The 18,128-nt window shown below is 63.4% G+C and carries 21 protein-coding genes and 1 riboswitch; of the genes, 10 read left to right on the forward strand and 11 right to left on the reverse strand.

The window, feature by feature from the left end:
• Window positions 1-29 precede the first annotated feature (29 nt).
• Window positions 30-644: a methionine biosynthesis protein MetW gene (gene metW / locus NKJ00_RS26710; RefSeq protein ID WP_023811089.1), complete on the reverse strand. Its 615-nt coding sequence runs from the start codon at window positions 642-644 to the stop codon at window positions 30-32.
• A 58-nt stretch (window positions 645-702) separates the two neighbouring features.
• A complete protein-coding gene (gene metX, locus NKJ00_RS26715; protein ID WP_023811090.1) occupies window positions 703-1,872 on the reverse strand; it encodes a homoserine O-acetyltransferase MetX in 1,170 nt (389 codons plus the stop codon).
• Window positions 1,873-1,986: 114 nt separating this feature from the next.
• A riboswitch (SAM riboswitch) is annotated at window positions 1,987-2,064 on the reverse strand.
• Between the two features lie 136 nt (window positions 2,065-2,200).
• Between metX and hisC the strand changes: the two genes are divergently transcribed.
• A complete protein-coding gene (gene hisC, locus NKJ00_RS26720; protein WP_023811091.1) occupies window positions 2,201-3,310 on the forward strand; it encodes a histidinol-phosphate transaminase in 1,110 nt (369 codons plus the stop codon).
• Between the two features lie 6 nt (window positions 3,311-3,316).
• Entirely contained in the window at window positions 3,317-4,252 is a 936-nt protein-coding gene (locus tag NKJ00_RS26725; protein ID WP_023811092.1) for a prephenate/arogenate dehydrogenase family protein, read from the forward strand.
• A gap of 7 nt (window positions 4,253-4,259) precedes the next feature.
• Here the strand turns inward: NKJ00_RS26725 and NKJ00_RS26730 are convergent, their stop codons facing one another.
• Both NKJ00_RS26730 and NKJ00_RS26735 read right to left on the reverse strand, forming a co-directional pair.
• A complete protein-coding gene (locus NKJ00_RS26730; protein ID WP_023811093.1) occupies window positions 4,260-5,183 on the reverse strand; it encodes a sugar kinase in 924 nt (307 codons plus the stop codon).
• A gap of 7 nt (window positions 5,184-5,190) precedes the next feature.
• The gene (locus NKJ00_RS26735) at window positions 5,191-6,189 is read right to left on the reverse strand and encodes a DUF2125 domain-containing protein (RefSeq protein WP_352631945.1); all 999 of its coding nucleotides are present in this window, start codon (window positions 6,187-6,189) and stop codon (window positions 5,191-5,193) included.
• 141 nt (window positions 6,190-6,330) lie between these two features.
• On the opposite strand from NKJ00_RS26735, the gene NKJ00_RS26740 reads away from it, so the two are divergent.
• Window positions 6,331-6,852 carry a gamma-glutamylcyclotransferase gene (locus NKJ00_RS26740; RefSeq protein WP_352631947.1) on the forward strand — a complete coding sequence of 174 codons (522 nt, stop codon included), beginning with the start codon at window positions 6,331-6,333 and terminating at the stop codon, window positions 6,850-6,852.
• 121 nt (window positions 6,853-6,973) lie between these two features.
• Window positions 6,974-7,921: an aldo/keto reductase gene (locus NKJ00_RS26745; protein ID WP_352631949.1), complete on the forward strand. Its 948-nt coding sequence runs from the start codon at window positions 6,974-6,976 to the stop codon at window positions 7,919-7,921.
• Between the two features lie 162 nt (window positions 7,922-8,083).
• Here the strand turns inward: NKJ00_RS26745 and NKJ00_RS26750 are convergent, their stop codons facing one another.
• Complete coding sequence (locus NKJ00_RS26750; protein ID WP_352631951.1) at window positions 8,084-8,872, reverse strand: lysophospholipid acyltransferase family protein; 789 nt, start codon at window positions 8,870-8,872, stop codon at window positions 8,084-8,086.
• A gap of 121 nt (window positions 8,873-8,993) precedes the next feature.
• Complete coding sequence (locus NKJ00_RS26755) at window positions 8,994-9,896, reverse strand: LysR family transcriptional regulator (RefSeq protein WP_352631953.1); 903 nt, start codon at window positions 9,894-9,896, stop codon at window positions 8,994-8,996.
• A gap of 116 nt (window positions 9,897-10,012) precedes the next feature.
• On the opposite strand from NKJ00_RS26755, the gene NKJ00_RS26760 reads away from it, so the two are divergent.
• Entirely contained in the window at window positions 10,013-10,483 is a 471-nt protein-coding gene (locus NKJ00_RS26760) for a nuclear transport factor 2 family protein (protein ID WP_352631955.1), read from the forward strand.
• Between the two features lie 21 nt (window positions 10,484-10,504).
• Entirely contained in the window at window positions 10,505-11,137 is a 633-nt protein-coding gene (locus NKJ00_RS26765) for a pyridoxamine 5'-phosphate oxidase family protein (protein ID WP_352612748.1), read from the forward strand.
• Here NKJ00_RS26765 and NKJ00_RS26770 read toward each other — a convergent pair whose 3' ends face one another.
• The 3 genes from NKJ00_RS26770 to ftsE all read right to left on the reverse strand — a co-directional run bounded on the left by NKJ00_RS26770 (window position 11,138) and on the right by ftsE (window position 13,644).
• Window positions 11,138-11,863 (reverse strand): YdcF family protein, encoded by a 726-nt coding sequence (locus tag NKJ00_RS26770; protein WP_128304658.1) that lies wholly within the window; start codon window positions 11,861-11,863, stop codon window positions 11,138-11,140.
• A gap of 133 nt (window positions 11,864-11,996) precedes the next feature.
• A complete protein-coding gene (locus NKJ00_RS26775) occupies window positions 11,997-12,992 on the reverse strand; it encodes a cell division protein FtsX (RefSeq protein WP_352631957.1) in 996 nt (331 codons plus the stop codon).
• A complete protein-coding gene (gene ftsE, locus NKJ00_RS26780) occupies window positions 12,985-13,644 on the reverse strand; it encodes a cell division ATP-binding protein FtsE (protein WP_010911739.1) in 660 nt (219 codons plus the stop codon). Before ftsE ends, NKJ00_RS26775 begins: the two co-directional genes overlap by 8 nt.
• A gap of 192 nt (window positions 13,645-13,836) precedes the next feature.
• Here ftsE and NKJ00_RS26785 point away from each other — a divergent pair, with 192 nt between their 5' ends.
• From NKJ00_RS26785 to NKJ00_RS26795, 3 genes are all read left to right on the forward strand, one after another.
• A complete protein-coding gene (locus NKJ00_RS26785) occupies window positions 13,837-14,481 on the forward strand; it encodes a hypothetical protein (protein WP_352631959.1) in 645 nt (214 codons plus the stop codon).
• A gap of 23 nt (window positions 14,482-14,504) precedes the next feature.
• Window positions 14,505-15,047, forward strand: a complete 543-nt coding sequence (gene hpt / locus NKJ00_RS26790) for a hypoxanthine phosphoribosyltransferase (protein WP_352441732.1) — start codon at window positions 14,505-14,507, stop codon at window positions 15,045-15,047.
• Window positions 15,048-15,245: 198 nt separating this feature from the next.
• Window positions 15,246-15,617: a response regulator gene (locus tag NKJ00_RS26795; protein ID WP_023811105.1), complete on the forward strand. Its 372-nt coding sequence runs from the start codon at window positions 15,246-15,248 to the stop codon at window positions 15,615-15,617.
• On the opposite strand, the gene NKJ00_RS26800 is transcribed toward NKJ00_RS26795, so the two are convergent.
• Window positions 15,618-16,565 (reverse strand): DMT family transporter, encoded by a 948-nt coding sequence (locus NKJ00_RS26800; protein ID WP_352612778.1) that lies wholly within the window; start codon window positions 16,563-16,565, stop codon window positions 15,618-15,620.
• Window positions 16,566-16,787: 222 nt separating this feature from the next.
• On the opposite strand from NKJ00_RS26800, the gene NKJ00_RS26805 reads away from it, so the two are divergent.
• Entirely contained in the window at window positions 16,788-17,669 is an 882-nt protein-coding gene (locus tag NKJ00_RS26805; protein ID WP_127269182.1) for a LysR family transcriptional regulator, read from the forward strand.
• Here NKJ00_RS26805 and NKJ00_RS26810 read toward each other — a convergent pair.
• Window positions 17,648-18,019 carry a glyoxalase superfamily protein gene (locus NKJ00_RS26810; protein ID WP_023811108.1) on the reverse strand — a complete coding sequence of 124 codons (372 nt, stop codon included), beginning with the start codon at window positions 18,017-18,019 and terminating at the stop codon, window positions 17,648-17,650. The genes NKJ00_RS26805 and NKJ00_RS26810 overlap by 22 nt on opposite strands.
• Between the last annotated feature and the right edge of the window lie 109 nt (window positions 18,020-18,128).

Consider the following 18,128-nt stretch of genomic DNA (forward strand, 5'->3'; position numbering starts at 1 on the left):
CCTACGAAAGAGATACATGGCGATCAATATTACCGTTTCAGCAAGAACACTGCCTGCTGGCCGAAGAAGTTCCAGAACCACCACGGCATCGACAGGCCGATCTTCTGGCCGGCGGCGTCGAGAGCGGTTGCCTTCTCGACGGTCGCGCCGAGCTCGTCGCACAGATTGACGAAGTCGCGGATGGTGCAGAAATGGATGTTGGGCGTGTCGTACCAGGAATAGGGCAGGTCCTTGGTCACCGGCATGCGGCCCTGGATGAACAGCGACAGGCGCACCCGCCAGTGGCCGAAATTGGGGAAGGACACGATGGCGCGGTTGCCGATCCTGAGCAGTTCGTCGAGCACCAGCTTCGGGTTGCGGGTGGCCTGCAGGGTCTGCGACAGGACGACGAAGTCAAAGCCCTTGTCGGGATAGAATTCGAGATCCTTGTCGGCATCGCCCTGGATGACCGAGAGGCCTCGCGCCACGCATTCATTGACGCCGCGCTGCGACAGCTCAAGTCCACGGCCGTCGACCTGCTTGGTGTCCTGCAGCAATTCGAGCAGCGAGCCGTCGCCCGAACCGACATCGAGCACGCGCGACTGTGGCGGGATGAGGTTGGCGACGACTTCTAGGTCGACGCGCTGGTCGCGGTTGACGCTCATGGCTTCGCCTCCTGCCTGGCGCATGATCTCGATCCGAAAAGCCTGCAATTTTTCGGGGTCATGCGCTGAGCCCTCTCGCCCGGGCCGCCGAGCCGATGAAGCCGTTTATGGCGGCAAACAGTTCCGGCTCGTCGAGCAGGAATGCGTCGTGGCCGCGGTCGGTTTCGATCTCGACGAAGGATACCGATGCGCCGGCGGCGTTGAGCGCATGCACGATCGAGCGGCTCTCCTCGGTCGGAAACAGCCAGTCCGAGGTGAAAGACACCAGGCAGAAGCGGGTTTTCGTTCCGGCGAAGGCATCGGCCAACCGGCCGCCATGGTCGGCGGCAAGGTCGAAATAGTCCATCGACCGCGTCATGTAGAGGTAGGAGTTGGCGTCGAAGCGATCGACGAAGGTCATGCCCTGATGGCGCAGATAGCTTTCGATCTGGAAGTCGGCGTCGAAGCCGAAGGTCAGCGCTTCGCGATCCTGCAAATTGCGGCCGAATTTCCGGTGCAGCGCGGCTTCCGACAGATAGGTGATGTGGGCGGCCATGCGTGCCACCGCCAAGCCCTTTTCCGGGCGTTTGCCGTGCTCGAAATATTTGCCGCCATGCCAGTCCGGATCGGCCATGACAGCCTGCCGGCCGACCTCATGAAAGGCGATGTTCTGCGAGGAATGGCGCGCGCCGGTGGCGATCGGCAGCGCCGAGAAGACGCGCTCCGGATAGCTCGATGCCCATTCCAGCACCTGCATGCCGCCCATAGAGCCGCCGAGCACGCAGAACAGCTTTTCGATGCCGAAATGGTCAATCAGCATCTGCTGCGCCCGCACCATGTCGCGGATGGTGATAATGGGCAGGTCAAGCCCATAGGGCTTGTCGGTGGCGGGATTGGTCGAGGCCGGACCGGTGGACCCAAGGCAACCACCGATGACGTTGGAGCAGATGACGAAGAAGCGATTGGTGTCGATGATCTTGCCGGGGCCGATCAACACTTCCCACCAGCCAGGCTTGCCGGTCACCGGATTGGTGCTGGCGACGTGCTGGTCTCCGGTCAGTGCATGGCAGACGAGGATGGCGTTGGAGCGGGCATCGTTCAGCGTGCCGTAGGTCTGGTAGGCGATCTGGAACGGTGACAGCAGCGTGCCGGCGTCCAGCTTGAGCGGCTTGTCGGATCCAAAACGCAAAACCGGGCTCGACGGTTGGTCGACCTCGTTGTTGGTTTTGCGGGCACGCAGAACGGCCATGACATCCATCTCACACTTTGAGCCCACGCATCGCGCTTGTCGAAAGTCGATGCCGATCCGGGTGTCCGGCCGGCGCGGACAACAAAAAACCGGCATTGCGGTTGCAAAGCCGGTTACAGGATGCAAACGGCCCTTTAGCAAGTTGTTTAACGTGGCTGCAAGCCGACCGGCCAAATCACCACGGAAGTCCGCTCCCCTTCTAGGGCTGTGGCGCGCCGGCGTCAACGGCCAGCCTTGGGCGGTGGCTGTCGCCTCTCGACATTGCAGGCCACGGCTTGTATTTCCGCTGCGGCTTCCCTCAGGAAGCGTTCTCGACGGATTTTGCGACATGAGCCAGACACCGGACCAGGCACGTCCAACCCCGCGCGCGGGCATCATGGACATAGACGCCTATGTGCCGGGCAAGAGCACGGCGCCCGCGGGCGTCGCCAAGGTTCACAAGCTGTCCTCGAACGAGAATCCGCTAGGGCCCTCGCCGAAAGCGATCGAAGCCGCGCGCGAGATTGCCGGAAAGCTCGACGTCTATCCAGATGGCACCGCCAGGCGGCTGCGCGAAGCGATCGCCGAGGTGCATGGTCTCAACCCGCAGAACATCATTTGCTCCAACGGCTCCGACGAGATCCTCGGCCTGCTGGCGCAGACTTATCTGGCGCCCGGCGACGAGGCTGTCATCACCGAACACGCCTTCATGGTCTACAAGATCTACATCCAGTCGGCAGGTGCCGTTCCGGTGACGATCAAGGAAAGAGACGAGCGCGCCGATATCGACGCCATCCTCGCAGCCGTCACGCCGCGCACCAAGATCGTGTTCCTGGCCAATCCCAACAATCCGACCGGCACCTATGTGCCTTTCCAGGAGGTGCGCCGCCTGCATGCCGGCCTGCCCAGGCACGTGCTTCTGGTGCTAGACGCGGCCTATGCCGAATATGTCCGCCGCAACGACTATGAGGCCGGCATCGAGCTGGTCGGTGCTGCCCAGAACGTGGTGATGACCCGTACCTTCTCCAAGATCGGCCTCGGCGGAGCGCGGATCGGCTGGATGTATGCGCCGATGCATATCGTCGACGCCATCAACCGCGTGCGGGGTCCCTTCAACGTCAATGCGACGGCGATCGAGGCCGGTATCGCAGCCATCCGCGACCGCGCCCATGTCGAGCGCAGCGTGGCGCACAACGAGACCTGGCTGGCCTGGCTGAGCGAGGAATTCACAAAGCTCGGGCTGCGGGTAACGCCGAGCGTCGGCAATTTCGTCCTCGTTCATTTTCCTGACGATCAGAAGCATTCGGCGGCGGCGGCGGACGACTATCTGACGGCGCGCGGCTATATATTGCGGCGCGTTTCGGGCTATGGCTTTCCCAACGCGTTGCGCATGACCGTCGGCACCGAAGAAGCCAATCGCGGCGTTGTCGCCGCTCTCACGACATTTCTGAAAAGCTAGAACGCCATGACATCACCGATGTTTGAAAAGATCGCGCTGGTCGGCATCGGCCTGATCGGCTCGTCGCTGGCCCGCGTCATCCGCCGCGAGGGGCTGGCCCGTCACGTGGCCATATCAACGCGCAGTGCGGCGACGCTGGCGCGAGCCGAGGAACTCGGGCTCGGCGATAGCTATACCACCGATGCGAAAGAGGCGGTCCGCGATGCCGACCTAGTCGTCATTTCGGTGCCGGTCGGCTCATCCGGCGCGGTGGCCGAGGAAATCGCGCCGGCGCTGAAGAAGGGCGCGATCCTCACCGATGTCGGCTCGACCAAGGCGTCTGTCATCGCGCAGATGCAGCCTTATGTCCCTGAAGGCGTCCATTTCATTCCCGGCCACCCGCTGGCGGGCACGGAAAAATCCGGCCCCGACGCCGGCTTCGCCGACCTGTTCGACAATCGCTGGTGCATCTTCACGCCGCTGCCCGATACCGACGCGGACGCGCTGGAGCGGCTGTCGGAGTTCTGGCGCCGCTGCGGCGCCAACATCGATACCATGGACCCGCAGCATCACGACATGACGCTGGCCATCGTCTCGCATTTGCCGCACATCATCGCCTACAACATCGTCGGCACCGCCGACGATCTGCAGTCGGTGACCAAGTCCGAAGTGATCAAATATTCGGCTTCCGGCTTCCGCGACTTCACGCGTCTTGCCGCTTCCGATCCGACCATGTGGCGGGATGTGTGCCTGCACAACAAGGACGCCATCCTCGAAATGCTGGCGCGGTTCTCGGAAGATCTGGCGTCCCTGCAACGCGCGATCCGCTGGGGGGACGGCGAAAAACTCTTCGACCTGTTCACCCGCACCCGCGCTGTGCGCCGCTCGATCATCGAGGCCGGCCAGGACATCGACGTGCCCGATTTCGGTCGCCAGGCCGTCGAGCATCCCGCGAAGGGCTAAGTCAGTTTCAGGCTGGCCAGGTCTGCGCAACCATGGCCAGCGTCTCGGCCCGGTTCGGCGCACCAAGCCTGCCGCCGAAGCGCAGGCATTTGAGCGCGGCGGCCGCACTGGCAAAGCGCAAAGCCTGCTCGACCGGCATGGCTTCCGCCAGCCCGACGGCGAAGGCGCCGTGAAAGACATCGCCGGCGGCCAATGTGTCGATCGCCTTGATCTTCGGTGCCGCGACATGGCGCACGCAGCCTGCGCGACGGTCGTGCCACCAACTGCCCGCCGCGCCGCCTGTCACTGCGACAAAAGCGTCGGTGCGGCTGGCGAGATCGGCGCAAGCCGTTTCTGGATCGAGCGCCTGGCCGCAGACAATGCGCGCCGCCGTTTCCGAAGCGACGATGTGCGTGGCGAGCGGCAACAGCTGTTCCAGGATCTGCAACGGTGCGGTATCGGCATCGAGGATTGCCGGCCGGCCGAGGGCGCGCGCCGCTCTCAGGGCAAGGGCTGCCGCACCTGGCCAGCGGACATCGACCAGTACGGCGTCGAATGCCGTGAGGTCGGCGACCGGCAAGGCTTCGGGATCGGCCTGGGCAAGCCCGTCATAGAACGGCACGATGATGCGCTCGCCATACGCGTCGACCAGGATCGAGGCCAGCGCCGAGCGGGCGCCTCTGACGCGGCGCACAAAGGTGCAATCGACGCCTTCGGCCTCGATGCCGGCGATGAGCTGGTCGGCGACGGCATCGTCACCCGCGCTCGCCCACAGCGATACCTCGGCCCCCAGGCGATGCGCGGCGCAGGCAGCACTCGTGGCCATGCCCGAGGCGATCTGGACGCCGTCGGAGGCAATGAACTTGCCTTGATGCACGGGCAGCGTCTCGACGCGCAGGATGGTGTCCAGCGTCAAAGCGCCAACGCTCAGCAGCTTCACGGGTCTTGCCATCGCAGCGCTATTCCACCGGCTTGATCTTGCCCAGCGGAACGAAGCCGAGCGAGGCCTTGCCCCTGAACACCTTCAGCGGCATCGACGGTTCGTTGCCGAGCACCGCCAGGGCAGCAAAGCCCTGCTCGATCTGGCTTTTCTGCTCGGGTATGGCGGCGCCGAGAATGGCCGCCACCGCCTTCGGGTCCTTCAGCCTGATCATCAGATCGGCGTTGATCAGGCCCTCGGCATCGACCGAGAGCGGTCCCGAAACGGTGACGCGCGCCGTCCCCGACGACAGGTCGAGGTTGCGGATTTCGATCGCCTGGCCACGAAGGCTCTTCACCTGCGTGCCGATCAACGCGACACCGTTCTTCAGCGTGACGTCGCCACTGGCATCGAGCGCCGGAAGCACGCGCCCGCCAATTGCGTCGGGGTCGATCTCGAGATCGCCGAAACTGCCGAGATAGTCGATATCCTCACCGTTGGGCTGCAACTGACCCGATGCCTTGCCGGCGCTGAACAGTTGCACCGGATCGGTGTCGTCGGCCGGGTCGGTCTGGCCGGAAAGGCCCTCTGCCTCCAGCGAAATCCGCTGCGGCAGCGGCCACCACAATTTGAAATTGGCCTGCAGATTGTCCCAGTCTATCCACAGCGGCACCATGTCCGGAACGGAGGTCCTGAGCGGGCCGCGCAGATTGGCAACCGGCGACAGAGGCTGGATGATCTGGGCGGCTGCGTTGAAACTGCCGGCTGAAGCCGCAATGTTCTTGGCATCGTCCTCATAGGCGAGGTTGTCGCAGGAGACGGTAAAGCTCAAGGGATAGCCGCTGACCTGGAGATTGCCGCAGCCGGCCTCGACGCCATTCTTGTTGAGCGTGGCAACCGCCTTGTCGGCTTCGCTCCTGACGCGGTCAGCCAGATAGAACCAGCCGCCGCTGTAGAGGGCGAACAGCACGACGATGAATGCTGCAAGCCAGACCACACGGCGACGTTTGTTCGGCTGGCGTTCGTCACTTGACGTCATGCTTTGGCTCTCGTTAACGCATGGGTGTTGCGGACGGGTAGGCGATTCCGCCAGGTAGACAGACGAATAGTTAGACGGGACGGGCGGAAAAAACACCGGTCCGGTTCGGTGTTGGCATCTTTTGCAATCAGGCGCGGCGATATGGGCGATTTTTGGGTGTTTGGCTATGGCTCGCTGATCTGGCGGCCGGGATTCGCGCATGTCGAAACACAGCGTGCCCGCCTGCATGGCTACCGGCGCTCGCTCTGCGTCTATTCCTTCGTGCATCGCGGAACGCGCGAGCGGCCGGGGCTGGTGCTCGGCCTCGACCGTGGCGGGTCCTGCGTCGGCCTCGCATTCCGCGTTCCCGGCGACTTGCACGACGAGGTCATGGCCTATCTTCGCGAGCGCGAACTGGTCACCAATGTCTATCTGGAGCGCATGCTCAAGATTCGCCTCGACGGGGGCGGTACGGTCGACGCGGTGGTCTACATTGTCGACCGCCACCACGAGCAATATGCCGGAGCGCTCGACGCGGCGGATGCGGCGGCCGTGGTGCGCGGCGCGGTCGGCCAGTCCGGCAACAACGAGGACTATGTGCTGAGCACGCTTGAGCATCTCGAGGCGTTGGGCATAAGCGACCACTGGCTGGAGGATGTCGCCAGGCAGGTCGCGCCTTTGTGAAGCTGGCTCTGCGGAAAAAGGCGGCCAGGCCTTTGACCTCGTTCAGGCAAGACCTAGGTTAGGCTCCGACTCTCAGCCCGCGGGCGCCATTTGCCCGCCCCAATCATCCCGGAGATACGCCTTGCAGAAACGTCGTCTCGGTCGCACCGACCTTTCCATCGCACCGCTGGTTCTGGGCGGCAACGTCTTCGGCTGGACCGCCGACGAAAAAACCTCTTTCGACCTGCTCGACCGTTTTGTCGGCGCCGGTCTCAACGCCATCGACACGGCGGACGTCTATTCGAGTTGGGTGCCCGGCCACAAGGGCGGCGAATCGGAGACCATCATCGGCAAGTGGATGAAAGAGCGTGGCAATCGCGACAAGGTCGTGGTGATCACCAAGGTCGGTTCGGATATGGGGCAGGGGCACAAGGACCTGTCCGCCGCATACATCGAAAAGGCCGTCGATGCATCGCTGAAGCGGCTGCAGACCGAGTTTATCGATCTCTATCTGTCGCATTGGCCGGACCCTGCAACGCCCTATGAAGAAACGCTTGGCGCCTACGAGAAGCTGCTCGCCAAGGGCAAAATCCGCTATGCCGGCTGTTCGAATCTCGACGCCGGCCAGTTGCGTGCCGCACTCGATGTGGCGAGCTTGCGCAGCCTGCCGCGCTACGAGGTGCTGCAGCCGGAGTACAATCTCTACGATCGTTCCTCCTTCGATGGGCCGTTGCGCGATCTGTGCGTGGCCGAGGATATCGGCGTCATCACTTATTTCAGCTTGGCCAAGGGTTTTCTCAGCGGCAAATACCGCAGCGAGGCCGATCTCGGCCAAAGCCCACGCGGCGGCGGGGTGAAGGATTACCTCAACGCGCGCGGCACGCGCATCCTTGCGGCGCTCGATGCGGTGTCGGCCAGGCATTCGGCCAAGCAGGCGGAGGTGGCGCTTGCCTGGGTGATCGCGCGGCCAGGCGTCACGGCGCCGATCGCCAGCGCCACCAAGCCTGGGCAGATGGACAGCCTGATCAAGGCGGCGTCGCTGAAATTGACCGCCAACGACATCGCCGAACTCGACAGAGCGAGCGGCTGAAGCTTCCGGCGGCGCGCACGCACGAACGTCCAGGACCACGCTTCTGTCTTGCCGACCACGCTTTGAGCTTGTCGCGGGAGCGCCATGACATTGCTGTAGACCGCGGCTGTTGACCATGGCGCTGGCCGTGTTCGGCTGAGTGTTGCCCCGAAGGGCGTCGCTTCAGGCTCTCTCGTCGAGTTCCTGCAACCGCTTCACCGCTGTCGGCGGCAAGGCCGGCGGGTTGGGCGCACGCGATGCCTCAATAAGAAGCTGATCGCAGGCCGCCTCTGTCTCGCCGATCAGCCGTTCCATGAATTCGTCCTTGCTCAAGCCGGGCGGGATCGCCGGCAGGAAGCGCGCCTTGATGGTGCCGGGATAGCGCAGGAATTTCCGGCGCGGCCAATAGAGACCGGCGACATGGGCGACGGGCACCACCGGAACGCCAAGCTGCGCATAGATTTCGACGATGCCGTATTTGTAGGCCGGCTCGTCGCCCGGCGCGCGGCGCGTCCCCTCGGGGTAGATGATGAGCTGACGGGGGTTGCGCGCCATCTCCTGCCTGGTCGCGGCGACCACGGCCTTCAGCGCCTTCGAGCGGCTGCCGCGATGAACCGGGATCATGCGCATCTTCATGATGTACCAGCCGAAGAACGGGATCCAGGTCAGCTCGCGCTTGAGGATGTAGAGCGGATCCCTAAGGAAGGGGAAGAAGGCGATCGCGTCCCAGAACGACTGGTGCTTGGGCGCCAGGATGAAGGAACCTTCGGGCAGGTTTTCCTGGCCGGTGATGTCGCTCCTGGTGCCGGCGATCCTGTCGTAGAGCCACATCGAGGTGCGCGACCAGAATTTTGGCACGAACCAGGCGCGATGCCGCGGCGACAGGAAATAGTACGGGGTCCAGAGGATCATCTGGACGATCAGATTGACATAGAAGACGAAATTGAACGCCAGCGACCTGATATAGAGCATGGGGAGACCCGGTGAGGAGATGTGCGTTGGTTACACCAAGCACGCAGAAAAAGGAAATGGCCGCAGGGCGCTCCGGTCGGTGAAAAAACGGCCTGTCGGTCAGTGGGGCGGCTCGGTTCCGCTACGTCAATCGTGCCAGCCGCTCCTTCAGGCGCGGCGCCGCAAAATCGAGGAATGCTCGCAGCTTCACCGGCAGCAGGCCATGGCCCGCATGCACCAGGCTTACCGGCCATGGATTTGGCTCGAACTCCTCCAGCAGGACGCGCAGCATGCCGGACCGCAGCGCGGCCTCGATCTGGTAGGAGAGCACTTTTGTGAGCCCGACGCCGGCAATCGCCGCATCGATGGCCGCTTCGGCGGTGTTGACCTGAAGCCGTGAATGGACCTGAACCGGGATTTCTGCCTTGCCCTTGATGAAGCTCCAGGTGGCGGCGGAAGCAAGTCCCTCAAAGGTGATGCAATCGTGTGTTTCCAGATCTTCCGGGGTGATCGGCGTGCCGTGTTCAGCCAGATAGGCGGGGCTGGCGCAAACGACGCGGCGGATCGCGCCGACGCCCATGGCGACCAGGCTCGAATCGGGCAACCGGCCGATGCGGATGGCGAGGTCGAAATGGTCCTCGACCAGCTGGGTTATGCGGTCTGCCAATATCAGGCGGATGTCCACGTCGGGATAGGCTGCGAGAAAGCCGGTGACGACCGGCAGCACGTGCAGGCGGCCAAAGACGACCGGCGCGGTGATGGCCAGTTCGCCGGTCGGAGCACTGTATTCGCCGGCTGCCGTGCGTTCGGCCTCGCCGACGTCGTCGAGGATGCGGCGGCAGGCGGCAAGGTAGGCCTGGCCGGCGTCGGTCGGTGTCAGCCGGCGCGTCGAGCGGTTGAGCAGACGTGTGTTCAGATGGCGCTCGAGATCGGAAATCTTGCGGCTGACCGTCGCCAGCGGAATGCCGAAACGGCGGCTGGCCGCGGAAAGGCTGCCGGCCTCCACCGCGGCGACAAAGAGCGACATGGCTTCGAGACGATCCATAACTTCTTCCGGAAAATGGAAGGATGAGTTGCAAATATGCCATCTGCATTGGAAGGATGGAAGGCTTTATATTGGGTATCGGCCTGCCTGCAGCATGGCCTCGCAAAGGAGTTGCCATGTCCGAAGCCCGGCCGCCACTGCCGCCCTTCACCGCAGAGACATCAGCGCAAAAGGCGCGCATGGCCGAGGACGCCTGGAACTCCCGTGATCCGGCACGGGTCGCGCTTGCCTACACAATGGACAGTCGCTGGCGCAACCGGGCCGAATTCCTGCAAGGGCGCGATGCCATCCAGGCGTTCCTGACACGCAAATGGAGCCGCGAGCTTGACTATCGTCTGATCAAGGAGGTCTGGGCCTTCCACGGCAACCGCATCGCCGTGCGCTTCGCCTATGAATGGCACGACGACAGCGGTTCATGGTTCCGCAGCTACGGCAACGAGAACTGGGAATTCGACGAACATGGACTGATGCGCCTGCGCATCGCCAGCATCAACGACCTGCCGATCGGCGAGGCTGACCGCAAATATCACTGGCCGCTCGGCCGGCGGCCGGACGATCACCCAACACTGTCGGAACTCGGGCTTTAGAGCAATTCCAGGAGGCTTTCGATGAACGCGCATGCTTTCACCAGCGACGTCGCCTTCACGCCGACCGTCAAGGCGATCCAGGCACGCAAGGGCTCGCGTCAGTCCTATGCCCGCGTCGAGGAGCGTGGCGGCTGGCAAGCTGTCATCACCCCTGACCTTGCCGCCTTCATCGAGATGCAGACCAGCGTTTTCCTGTCGACGGCCAATGGCGATGGCCAGCCCTACATCCAGCATCGCGGCGGACCCGCCGGCTTCCTCAAGGTGCTGGATGAACACACGATCGGCTTCGCGGATTTTGCCGGCAACCGGCAGTTCATCACGCAGGGCAATCTGGCCGACAATCCAAGGGCGTTCCTGTTCCTGATCGACTATATGCACCGCCAGCGCATCAAGATCTGGGGCACGGCGCGGGTCGTCGAGAGTGACGCCGAGTTGATGGCGAAACTGATGCCGCAAGACTACAAGGCGCGCCCCGAGCAGGTCATCCTGTTCACGGTCTCGGCCTGGGATGCCAATTGCCCGCAGCATATCCCGCAACGGTTCGAGGCGGCCGACGTGGCGGCGGCACTCGAAGAGCGGGACAAGCGTATCGAACGCCTTGAGCAGGAGATCGCACGGCTCAGGGGAAATTCGGGCGCGGCCGCAGGGGAATAATCAGCCGCCGGCCGCGGTTTCGGCCAGTGCGATGCCGTTAGGCGTCGGCTTGACCGGCACGATGCCGCGCGCCAGCGCCAGCAGATATTTGTTGTATTCGGTGAACAGCACGCGCAATGCCCGCGGCTTGGTCAGCCAGCCGCCATTGTCGAGGTTGGAATTGACCACCGGATAGGGCTCGAGCTTGGCGCCATGCAGCAGCCTGCCCATTTCCAGCAGGCTGCGGGGCATGTGATAATTGTTGGTGACGAGGATCACCGTGCCATAGGCGTGGCTCTCGACCCATTTGGCGCTTTCCTCCGCATTGCCGATCGTATCGAGCGCGGCGCGGTCGATGTCGACGCAACAGGAAAACAGCTTCTTGTCGCCGCCGGTCGCTGCCTGCAGCTGGCGACGGCTGGCCGAAGGGTGCACGCCGCTGATCAGCAGCCGTTCGCCCTTGCCGGACGCCAGCAGATCCATCGCCGCATCGAGGCGGGACTGGCCGCCGGTCAAGACAATGATCGCGTCCGCCCTGGCCGGATTGGCGGGCGTCGTCAGATGGCTTACCTTGTTGGCGAACCAGCCGAAACCGCCGGCAAACAACGTAGCGAGGATGAGCAGAGACAGAGCCGAGAGGCGCAACGCGGCTCTTAGACGGCTCACAGCGCGGCGGTCATGCGAACGGGCAACCACCACTGGCATCTGCCCAGCCGTACCGGTCGAATCCCGCGCGTCCATCGCCATATGGTTAATCCTGAAATGCGGCTTTGGGTAGGTAAAAGACGCACTTTGCGTTACGTGAATTCTCCATCCGTGATCACCCTGTTTTATCCATGGCGTTGTCCCAAAACCGGTTCCCACTTTTGGGCGACATGAATTAGCCTGCATCCGGTTGGCGGACATCGATGTCGCTGAGATAGGCAACCACGGTGGCGTGGGACGTGGCAGCCGTCAGTCCGCCGATCACCAGCACCATCAACACGACACCGAGATAGCCTGCCGAACCGATGGCGAAATTGCCGAACAGGGCGGTCGCCTGGTCGGCCTGCGGCGTCGCCATATTGCGCGACGACCACCAGGAAAAGACGATGAACACGAGCACTGCGGCGGCACCGCCAGCCGCTGCTCCCTTCATGCCGGTGACCAGGAAATGCCGGCGGAATTCGCGCGCGATGAAGCGTGCCTCGGCGCCGACGAAATGCAGCACCTCGATGATGTGACCGTTGCCGGCCATGGCTCCGCGCGTCGCGAACACCACGGTCAGCACGGTCGCCGACAGCATCAGCGCCAGCACGGCAATGCCGATGGTCACCGTCGTGCGGGCCATCGCCACCAGCCGGTCGACCCAGGTGCGGTGATCGTCGAGCGATGCGCTCGGCAGTTTCGGCGTGATCGCGGCGCGCATGGCGGCGAAATCGGGCGGGCTGTTCTCGTCGATGGTGACGATAATCAGGCGCGGCACGGGTAATTCGTCGATGTTGAGACCGGAGCCCAGCCACGGCTCCAGCAGCCGCGCGGTCGCCTCGCGATCGATGATCCGGGTCGCCTTCACGCCGGGAAATTCGCTGGCCATCCGCGAGGCCTGGGCAAGGGCTGCTTCCATGTCGAGGCCGTCGGCCGGCTTGATCTGGATCGTCGCCTCGCGCGAGATCTGGTTCTCCCAGACCGAGGCGGTGTCGCGCACCAGCGTTACCGCGCCGAAGGTCAGGCAGGACAGGAAGGTCATGATGGCGATGACCAGCACCAGCGCCCGGCCGGCGATGTTCTGCGCCGGCACGATCGGCGCCATCCTGCGCTGGGCGCGTGGTTTTGCCTCGGCCGCCTCGGCCTCCTGCTCCTGTTGTTCAAGATGTTCGGCCGACAGCTCAGTCATAGATGTCCAGCCTTCCGCCGGCCAGGATCATGCGGCGCGCGTCGACCTGTTCCATCAGGCCAAGATCATGGGTGGCGATCACCACGGCGGTGCCGAGACGGTTGAGCTCGATGAACAGCCGCAGCAGGCGGCGCGCCAGCGGCGGATCGACATTGCCGGTCGGCTCGTCGGCCAGCAGGATCTCCGGCTGCTCGATCAGGGCTCGCGCGATCGCCGCGCGCTGCTTCTCGCCGCCGGACAGAACCGGCGGCAGCACGTGCATGCGCTCGCCCAGCCCGACCCACTTCAACAACTCGGTGACATCGGTGCGGTAGCTCGCCTCCTCGCGCCCGCGCACGCGCAGCGGCAGCGCGACGTTCTCGTAGGTGGTCATGTGGTCGAGCAGGCGAAAATCCTGGAACACCACGCCGATGCGGCGGCGCAGATGCGGCAATTCGGTGCGCGAGATGCGCGAACGGTCCTTGCCAAAGATGGTGATCAGCCCGCGCGTCGGCTTCAGCGACATGAACAGCAGGCGCAGCAAGGTCGTCTTGCCGGCGCCCGAAGGCCCGCTCAGGAACTGGAAGGAGCGCTCCGGTATGTGCAGGGAGATGTCGCGGAGGATTTCCGGACCCATGCCATAGCGGAGGCCGACATTTTCGAAACGAATCAATTTCGACGACCTGAATTTCGGCACGGCGGCGAGCCGGCCTGTTCTAGATAAAGACCATCGGCCGGCATGGTTAACCGGCGGTTAATTTCTGGGCTGTTTCGGCTCGTCACGAGGGCTCCGGTGGGGAAGCGTTAACCATTTGTGTTTACGCAAAAGAAACGAAAAGCGAACACGTGCTGCAATGCTGGGGCCATGATGGCTGACGATCGAACCGCGCGCCCGGTTTCCGGCGAAATCATGACCGATCCGGCGGCAATTGCCGCAGCGGACAGGTTCATGCGTGGTTCGGCCGCCGACATCGTCGATGCCGACTACGTGGTGATGCCGCGCCTTGCGCCTGCGGTGGAAAGCGTTTCGCCGCTGCCGCGCGCGATCGTCACGCCGCCCATCGAAGGCATGGACATGCTGCGCAAGCCCGAAGCCTCACCGGAGCGGCTACCGGCCTCGCGCGGCGGACCGATCTTCTGGGTCGCTGGTATCGGCGCTGCCTTGGCCGCGTTCTGGGTCTCCGGCGGGTACGCGCTGGTGCGCCAGGCGCCGTTCCTGTCCAGCGCGCAGGCGTCGGCGCTCAGCATTTCGGGCGTCACGTCACGCGTCGACGCTACCGGGCCGAACGCCGCACTGTTCGTCGATGGCGAGGCCGTCAATGACGGTGCGAAACCGACGCAGTTGCCGCCGCTTGAAATCCGGGTGACTGGCAATGACGGGCAGACCACCCGCTATACGTTGGGGACATCCGGCCGCTCGCTGGCCTCTGGCGAAAGATTCGGCTTTGCCAGCCGGCTCGACGTGCCTAGAAACGGTGTGAAGACCGTGTCGGTCACTTTCGCCGAATAGGCGATCACCGGGGAAGACCATCAATGCCCATCGTACGCGGCAAGGACATCGAGGTTCTGTTTTCAGCATCGGCGATCGCGCGGCGCAATCTGGAACTCGCCAAGGAGATTGCCGGCCACGACTATCACGATCTGCTGGTGATCTCGGTCCTGAAGGGCTCGTTCATCTTCGCCGCAGATCTCATCCGCGCCATGCATGATGTCGGCCTGTCGCCGGAGGTCGAATTCATCTTCATCTCCAGCTATGGCGCCGGCACCAGCAGCGGCGAGGTGAGGGTGCTGCGCGAAATCGACAATGAGGTCGCCGGCCGCGACGTGCTGCTGATCGACGACATTCTCGAATCGGGGAAGACGCTGAGCTTTACCCGCGAGCTGATGTTGTCGCGGGGCGCCAAGAGCTGTTCGATCGCCGTGCTGCTCGACAAGCGCATGCGCCGCCAGACCGAGCTCAATGCCGACTATGTCGGCTTCGACTGCCCCGACTATTTCGTTGTCGGCTACGGCATGGATGTCGCGCATGCTTTTCGCGAGTTGCCGTTTGTCGGTGTCGTCAAAGGGGATGTCTGAGCGGCATCAAAAAGGTTTGCTGATGCTTAGAGCGGTTCGCCGCTTCACGAAAACGCCGAACCGCTCTAGTTTTTTGTTTTGACGCAATTCCCAAGGGAAAGCGCTATGCGCTTTTCCCGGAAAACCGTCTCACACTTTTCCTGAATTGCTCGGGGGCTTTCAGGAAAAGTCAACTTTTCGCGGCCAAATATGCCGGCCATGGCAAAGCTTCTGATCGTCGAGGACGATGAGTCCGTCCGCACCCTGGCCGCCCGCGCGCTTGAACGCGCCGGGCACACAATCGATATCGCGGCGGACGGCGCGCAGGGGCTTTCGCTGATCCAGGCGGCGCGTGGCGGCTATGATCTCGTCGTCTCCGATATCCGCATGCCGGAGATGGACGGCATCGAGATGGCGATCGCAGCTGCAGCATTGTTTCCGGCGATCAAGATCGTGCTGATGACCGGCTATGCCGACCAGCGCGAGCGCGCCGAGGAATTGAACGGCATCATCCTCGATGTCGTGCAGAAGCCCTTCACGCTGGCCGAAATCCGCTCGCGCGTCGAACGGGCGCTGATCTGCTTCGCCTGATCAGGCTGGATCGGTGGCAGCGAGCACGGGTGGGGGGCTTTTACGCCGTTCGGTGTTGAGCGCCAGCAGGCCGGCGCCGATGATCAAGGCGGCCCCGATGACGGTCGTCGACCGCGGTACTTCGGCGAAGAACAGGAAACCCCACAGCGGCGACCACAGGATGCCGGTGTATTCGAAGGTGGCAACGCGGTTGGCCGGCGCCATCCGGTAGGCCTGCGACAGCAGGATCATGCCGGCGGAGGCAACGAAACCGCAGGCGGCCATCTTGAGAAAATCCGGCAGCGTCGGCCAAAGCCATGGCCTTACCAGGAATTCCAGACTCGGGTGGACGGCGTGGGTGATGCCGGCCAGGTGAAATGCCCCGGCAACCACGGCGGCGCCAACCAGATAGGCGCCGTTCTGATAGAAGGCCATGACGGTGGAGGATTCGGTATCGCCGATCTTGCGGGCCATCAGCTGCGAAAAACCATAGAGCGCCGCCGAGCCCAGCGACAGCAGCGCAGCCCAGTCGAACAGCCCCGCGCCGGGGCGCAGCATCACGAGGACGCCGAACAAGCCGATCAGCACGGTTGCCAGTGTCTGCCAGGAGACGCGCTCGCCAAGGTACGGCCCGGCCAGCACCATGATGAACAGCGGCGCCATGAAATAAAGCGCCACCGCATCGGCGAGCGGCAAGGCAGCGATGGCCAGGTAGTACATCGTATAGGAGGTGAACTGGATGAAGGCGCGCACCGTCAGCATGCCGAATCGCTTCGACAGGATCGCCCGCAAGCCGACATCGGCATGGACCAGAACGATCAGGATCGGCAGGGCGACGATCGAGCGGATCGCCATCACCTCGGTCACTGGATAGCCGCTCGACACGGCTTTGACGAGCGGATCCTGCAGCGAAAAGATCAGCACGCCGAGGCACAGGCTCAGGATGCCGCCCACCATCCGATTCTGCATCTGCATCCAGGCTCCTGCGCGTACGGTCCGAAGCTGTCGCCTGCGGGGTAAAAAGAACCCGCCACCGTTTCGGGCAGCGGGCATGAGTGAGGACTCTTGATTGGTCCGCGGCTGATTTCGCAGCCGCATATCCAATGGGTGAGGCGACTATCGTCCGCCGTTTGACATGTTGCAAACGAATTGGAATGATGCCAGCAATCAAATTCCCTTATGGCGGATTTCATGCGGCCGACCCTCGACAGCGACCTCCTGCGCACCTTCGTGGCGATTGCCGAGACCGGCAATTTTACCAAGGCGGCGGAGCAGGCCGGCCGCACCCAATCCGCGGTGTCGATGCAGATGAAGAAGCTCGAAGAGCTGATCGGCGCCAGCCTGTTCGAGCGCGGTTCCCGCGGCGTCGCGTTGACGCGGCGCGGCGGCGAACTCATCGTCAACGCCCGCCGCATTGTCTCGCTGCTCGACGAGACGTCGGCATCGATGGCGGCAGCGCCGCTTGGCGGGCCGGTGCGCATCGGCATTCCGGAGGAATATGGCCACGCCATCCTGTCGCGCGCGCTCGGCGCCTTCTCGAAGCGTCATACGCAGGTCGAGGTCACCGTGCGCTATGCCCATTCCGGGGCACAGATGGCGGCGCTCGCCGCCGGCGAGCTCGATCTGTGCGTGGTGTTCGAATGGCAGGATCCTGCCGGCGGCGAAGTGCTGATGCACGACCCGACCGTGTGGGTGACGTCGACCCTGCATCACATGCATGAGGAACAGCCAGTGCCGATCGCGCTCTACAACCGGGCCGGCTGGTGCAAGGACTTTGCCATCAAATCACTGGAGCAGCGCGATCTTGCCTATCGTGTCGCCTATACCAGCGACACCACCGGCGGCCTCAAGCTCGCCGTCACCTCCGGACTGGCGATCGCGCCGATTTCGCGCAGCAACATTCCGGACGGCTGTCGTGAACTGACCACGGCAGACGGATTCGGCGCCATCGATTCCTCGAACGTGGTGATGCACCGCAACCCGAATGCGTCAGGCGAGGCGATCGACGGCATGCAGGATGCTATCCGCGAAGCCTTCGTCAACAGGCTCAGTCAGCCGGCGGCATCCTCGTAGAAATGCAGCCTGTTGCCGAACGGATCGGCGACCGATATCTCGCGGGTCTTCCAAGGCGTCTCTTCCACGCCTGGCCGGGCGAAGCGGTAGTTTTTGCCGATCAGTTCGCCATGAAGAGCCGTGATGTCCTCGACCTCGATGCGCAGGGCGATGCCGGGTGCACCGTCGCCATGATGTTCGCTGAGATGCAGAACGCAGCCGTCGCGGCCGACCGCCATGTAAAGCGGCGCGTCGTCCGCGAAGCGATGTTCCCACTGCACCTCGAAGCCGAGGAAGCCGACATAGAATTCACGCGCCTTGGCAATGTCGAAGATGCGCAGGATGGGTGTGACGGCGCCAAGTCTGGGCATGGTGGTGCAACCGTGCGAGAGGATTTTTCAGGTGGGACGGACGCGGGCGGCAATCCTATGTTTTTTCGCAATTCCGGACGGAAAACCGCTTCACACTTTTCCTGGAATT

Source organism: Mesorhizobium sp. M0227, from assembly GCF_040321855.1.
GTDB lineage: Bacteria > Pseudomonadota > Alphaproteobacteria > Rhizobiales > Rhizobiaceae > Mesorhizobium.

Coding starts and splice junctions, on each gene's coding strand:
- metW (WP_023811089.1), bottom strand. CDS start 644: ATGAGCGTCAACCGCGACCAGCGCGTCGACCTAGAAGTCGTCGCCAAC.
- metX (WP_023811090.1), bottom strand. CDS start 1,872: ATGGCCGTTCTGCGTGCCCGCAAAACCAACAACGAGGTCGACCAACCG.
- hisC (WP_023811091.1), top strand. CDS start 2,201: ATGAGCCAGACACCGGACCAGGCACGTCCAACCCCGCGCGCGGGCATC.
- NKJ00_RS26725 (WP_023811092.1), top strand. CDS start 3,317: ATGACATCACCGATGTTTGAAAAGATCGCGCTGGTCGGCATCGGCCTG.
- NKJ00_RS26730 (WP_023811093.1), bottom strand. CDS start 5,183: ATGGCAAGACCCGTGAAGCTGCTGAGCGTTGGCGCTTTGACGCTGGAC.
- NKJ00_RS26735 (WP_352631945.1), bottom strand. CDS start 6,189: ATGACGTCAAGTGACGAACGCCAGCCGAACAAACGTCGCCGTGTGGTC.
- NKJ00_RS26740 (WP_352631947.1), top strand. CDS start 6,331: ATGGGCGATTTTTGGGTGTTTGGCTATGGCTCGCTGATCTGGCGGCCG.
- NKJ00_RS26750 (WP_352631951.1), bottom strand. CDS start 8,872: ATGCTCTATATCAGGTCGCTGGCGTTCAATTTCGTCTTCTATGTCAAT.
- NKJ00_RS26755 (WP_352631953.1), bottom strand. CDS start 9,896: ATGGATCGTCTCGAAGCCATGTCGCTCTTTGTCGCCGCGGTGGAGGCC.
- NKJ00_RS26760 (WP_352631955.1), top strand. CDS start 10,013: ATGTCCGAAGCCCGGCCGCCACTGCCGCCCTTCACCGCAGAGACATCA.
- NKJ00_RS26765 (WP_352612748.1), top strand. CDS start 10,505: ATGAACGCGCATGCTTTCACCAGCGACGTCGCCTTCACGCCGACCGTC.
- NKJ00_RS26770 (WP_128304658.1), bottom strand. CDS start 11,863: ATGGCGATGGACGCGCGGGATTCGACCGGTACGGCTGGGCAGATGCCA.
- NKJ00_RS26775 (WP_352631957.1), bottom strand. CDS start 12,992: ATGACTGAGCTGTCGGCCGAACATCTTGAACAACAGGAGCAGGAGGCC.
- NKJ00_RS26785 (WP_352631959.1), top strand. CDS start 13,837: ATGATGGCTGACGATCGAACCGCGCGCCCGGTTTCCGGCGAAATCATG.
- hpt (WP_352441732.1), top strand. CDS start 14,505: ATGCCCATCGTACGCGGCAAGGACATCGAGGTTCTGTTTTCAGCATCG.
- NKJ00_RS26795 (WP_023811105.1), top strand. CDS start 15,246: ATGGCAAAGCTTCTGATCGTCGAGGACGATGAGTCCGTCCGCACCCTG.
- NKJ00_RS26800 (WP_352612778.1), bottom strand. CDS start 16,565: ATGCAGAATCGGATGGTGGGCGGCATCCTGAGCCTGTGCCTCGGCGTG.
- NKJ00_RS26805 (WP_127269182.1), top strand. CDS start 16,788: ATGCGGCCGACCCTCGACAGCGACCTCCTGCGCACCTTCGTGGCGATT.
- NKJ00_RS26810 (WP_023811108.1), bottom strand. CDS start 18,019: ATGCCCAGACTTGGCGCCGTCACACCCATCCTGCGCATCTTCGACATT.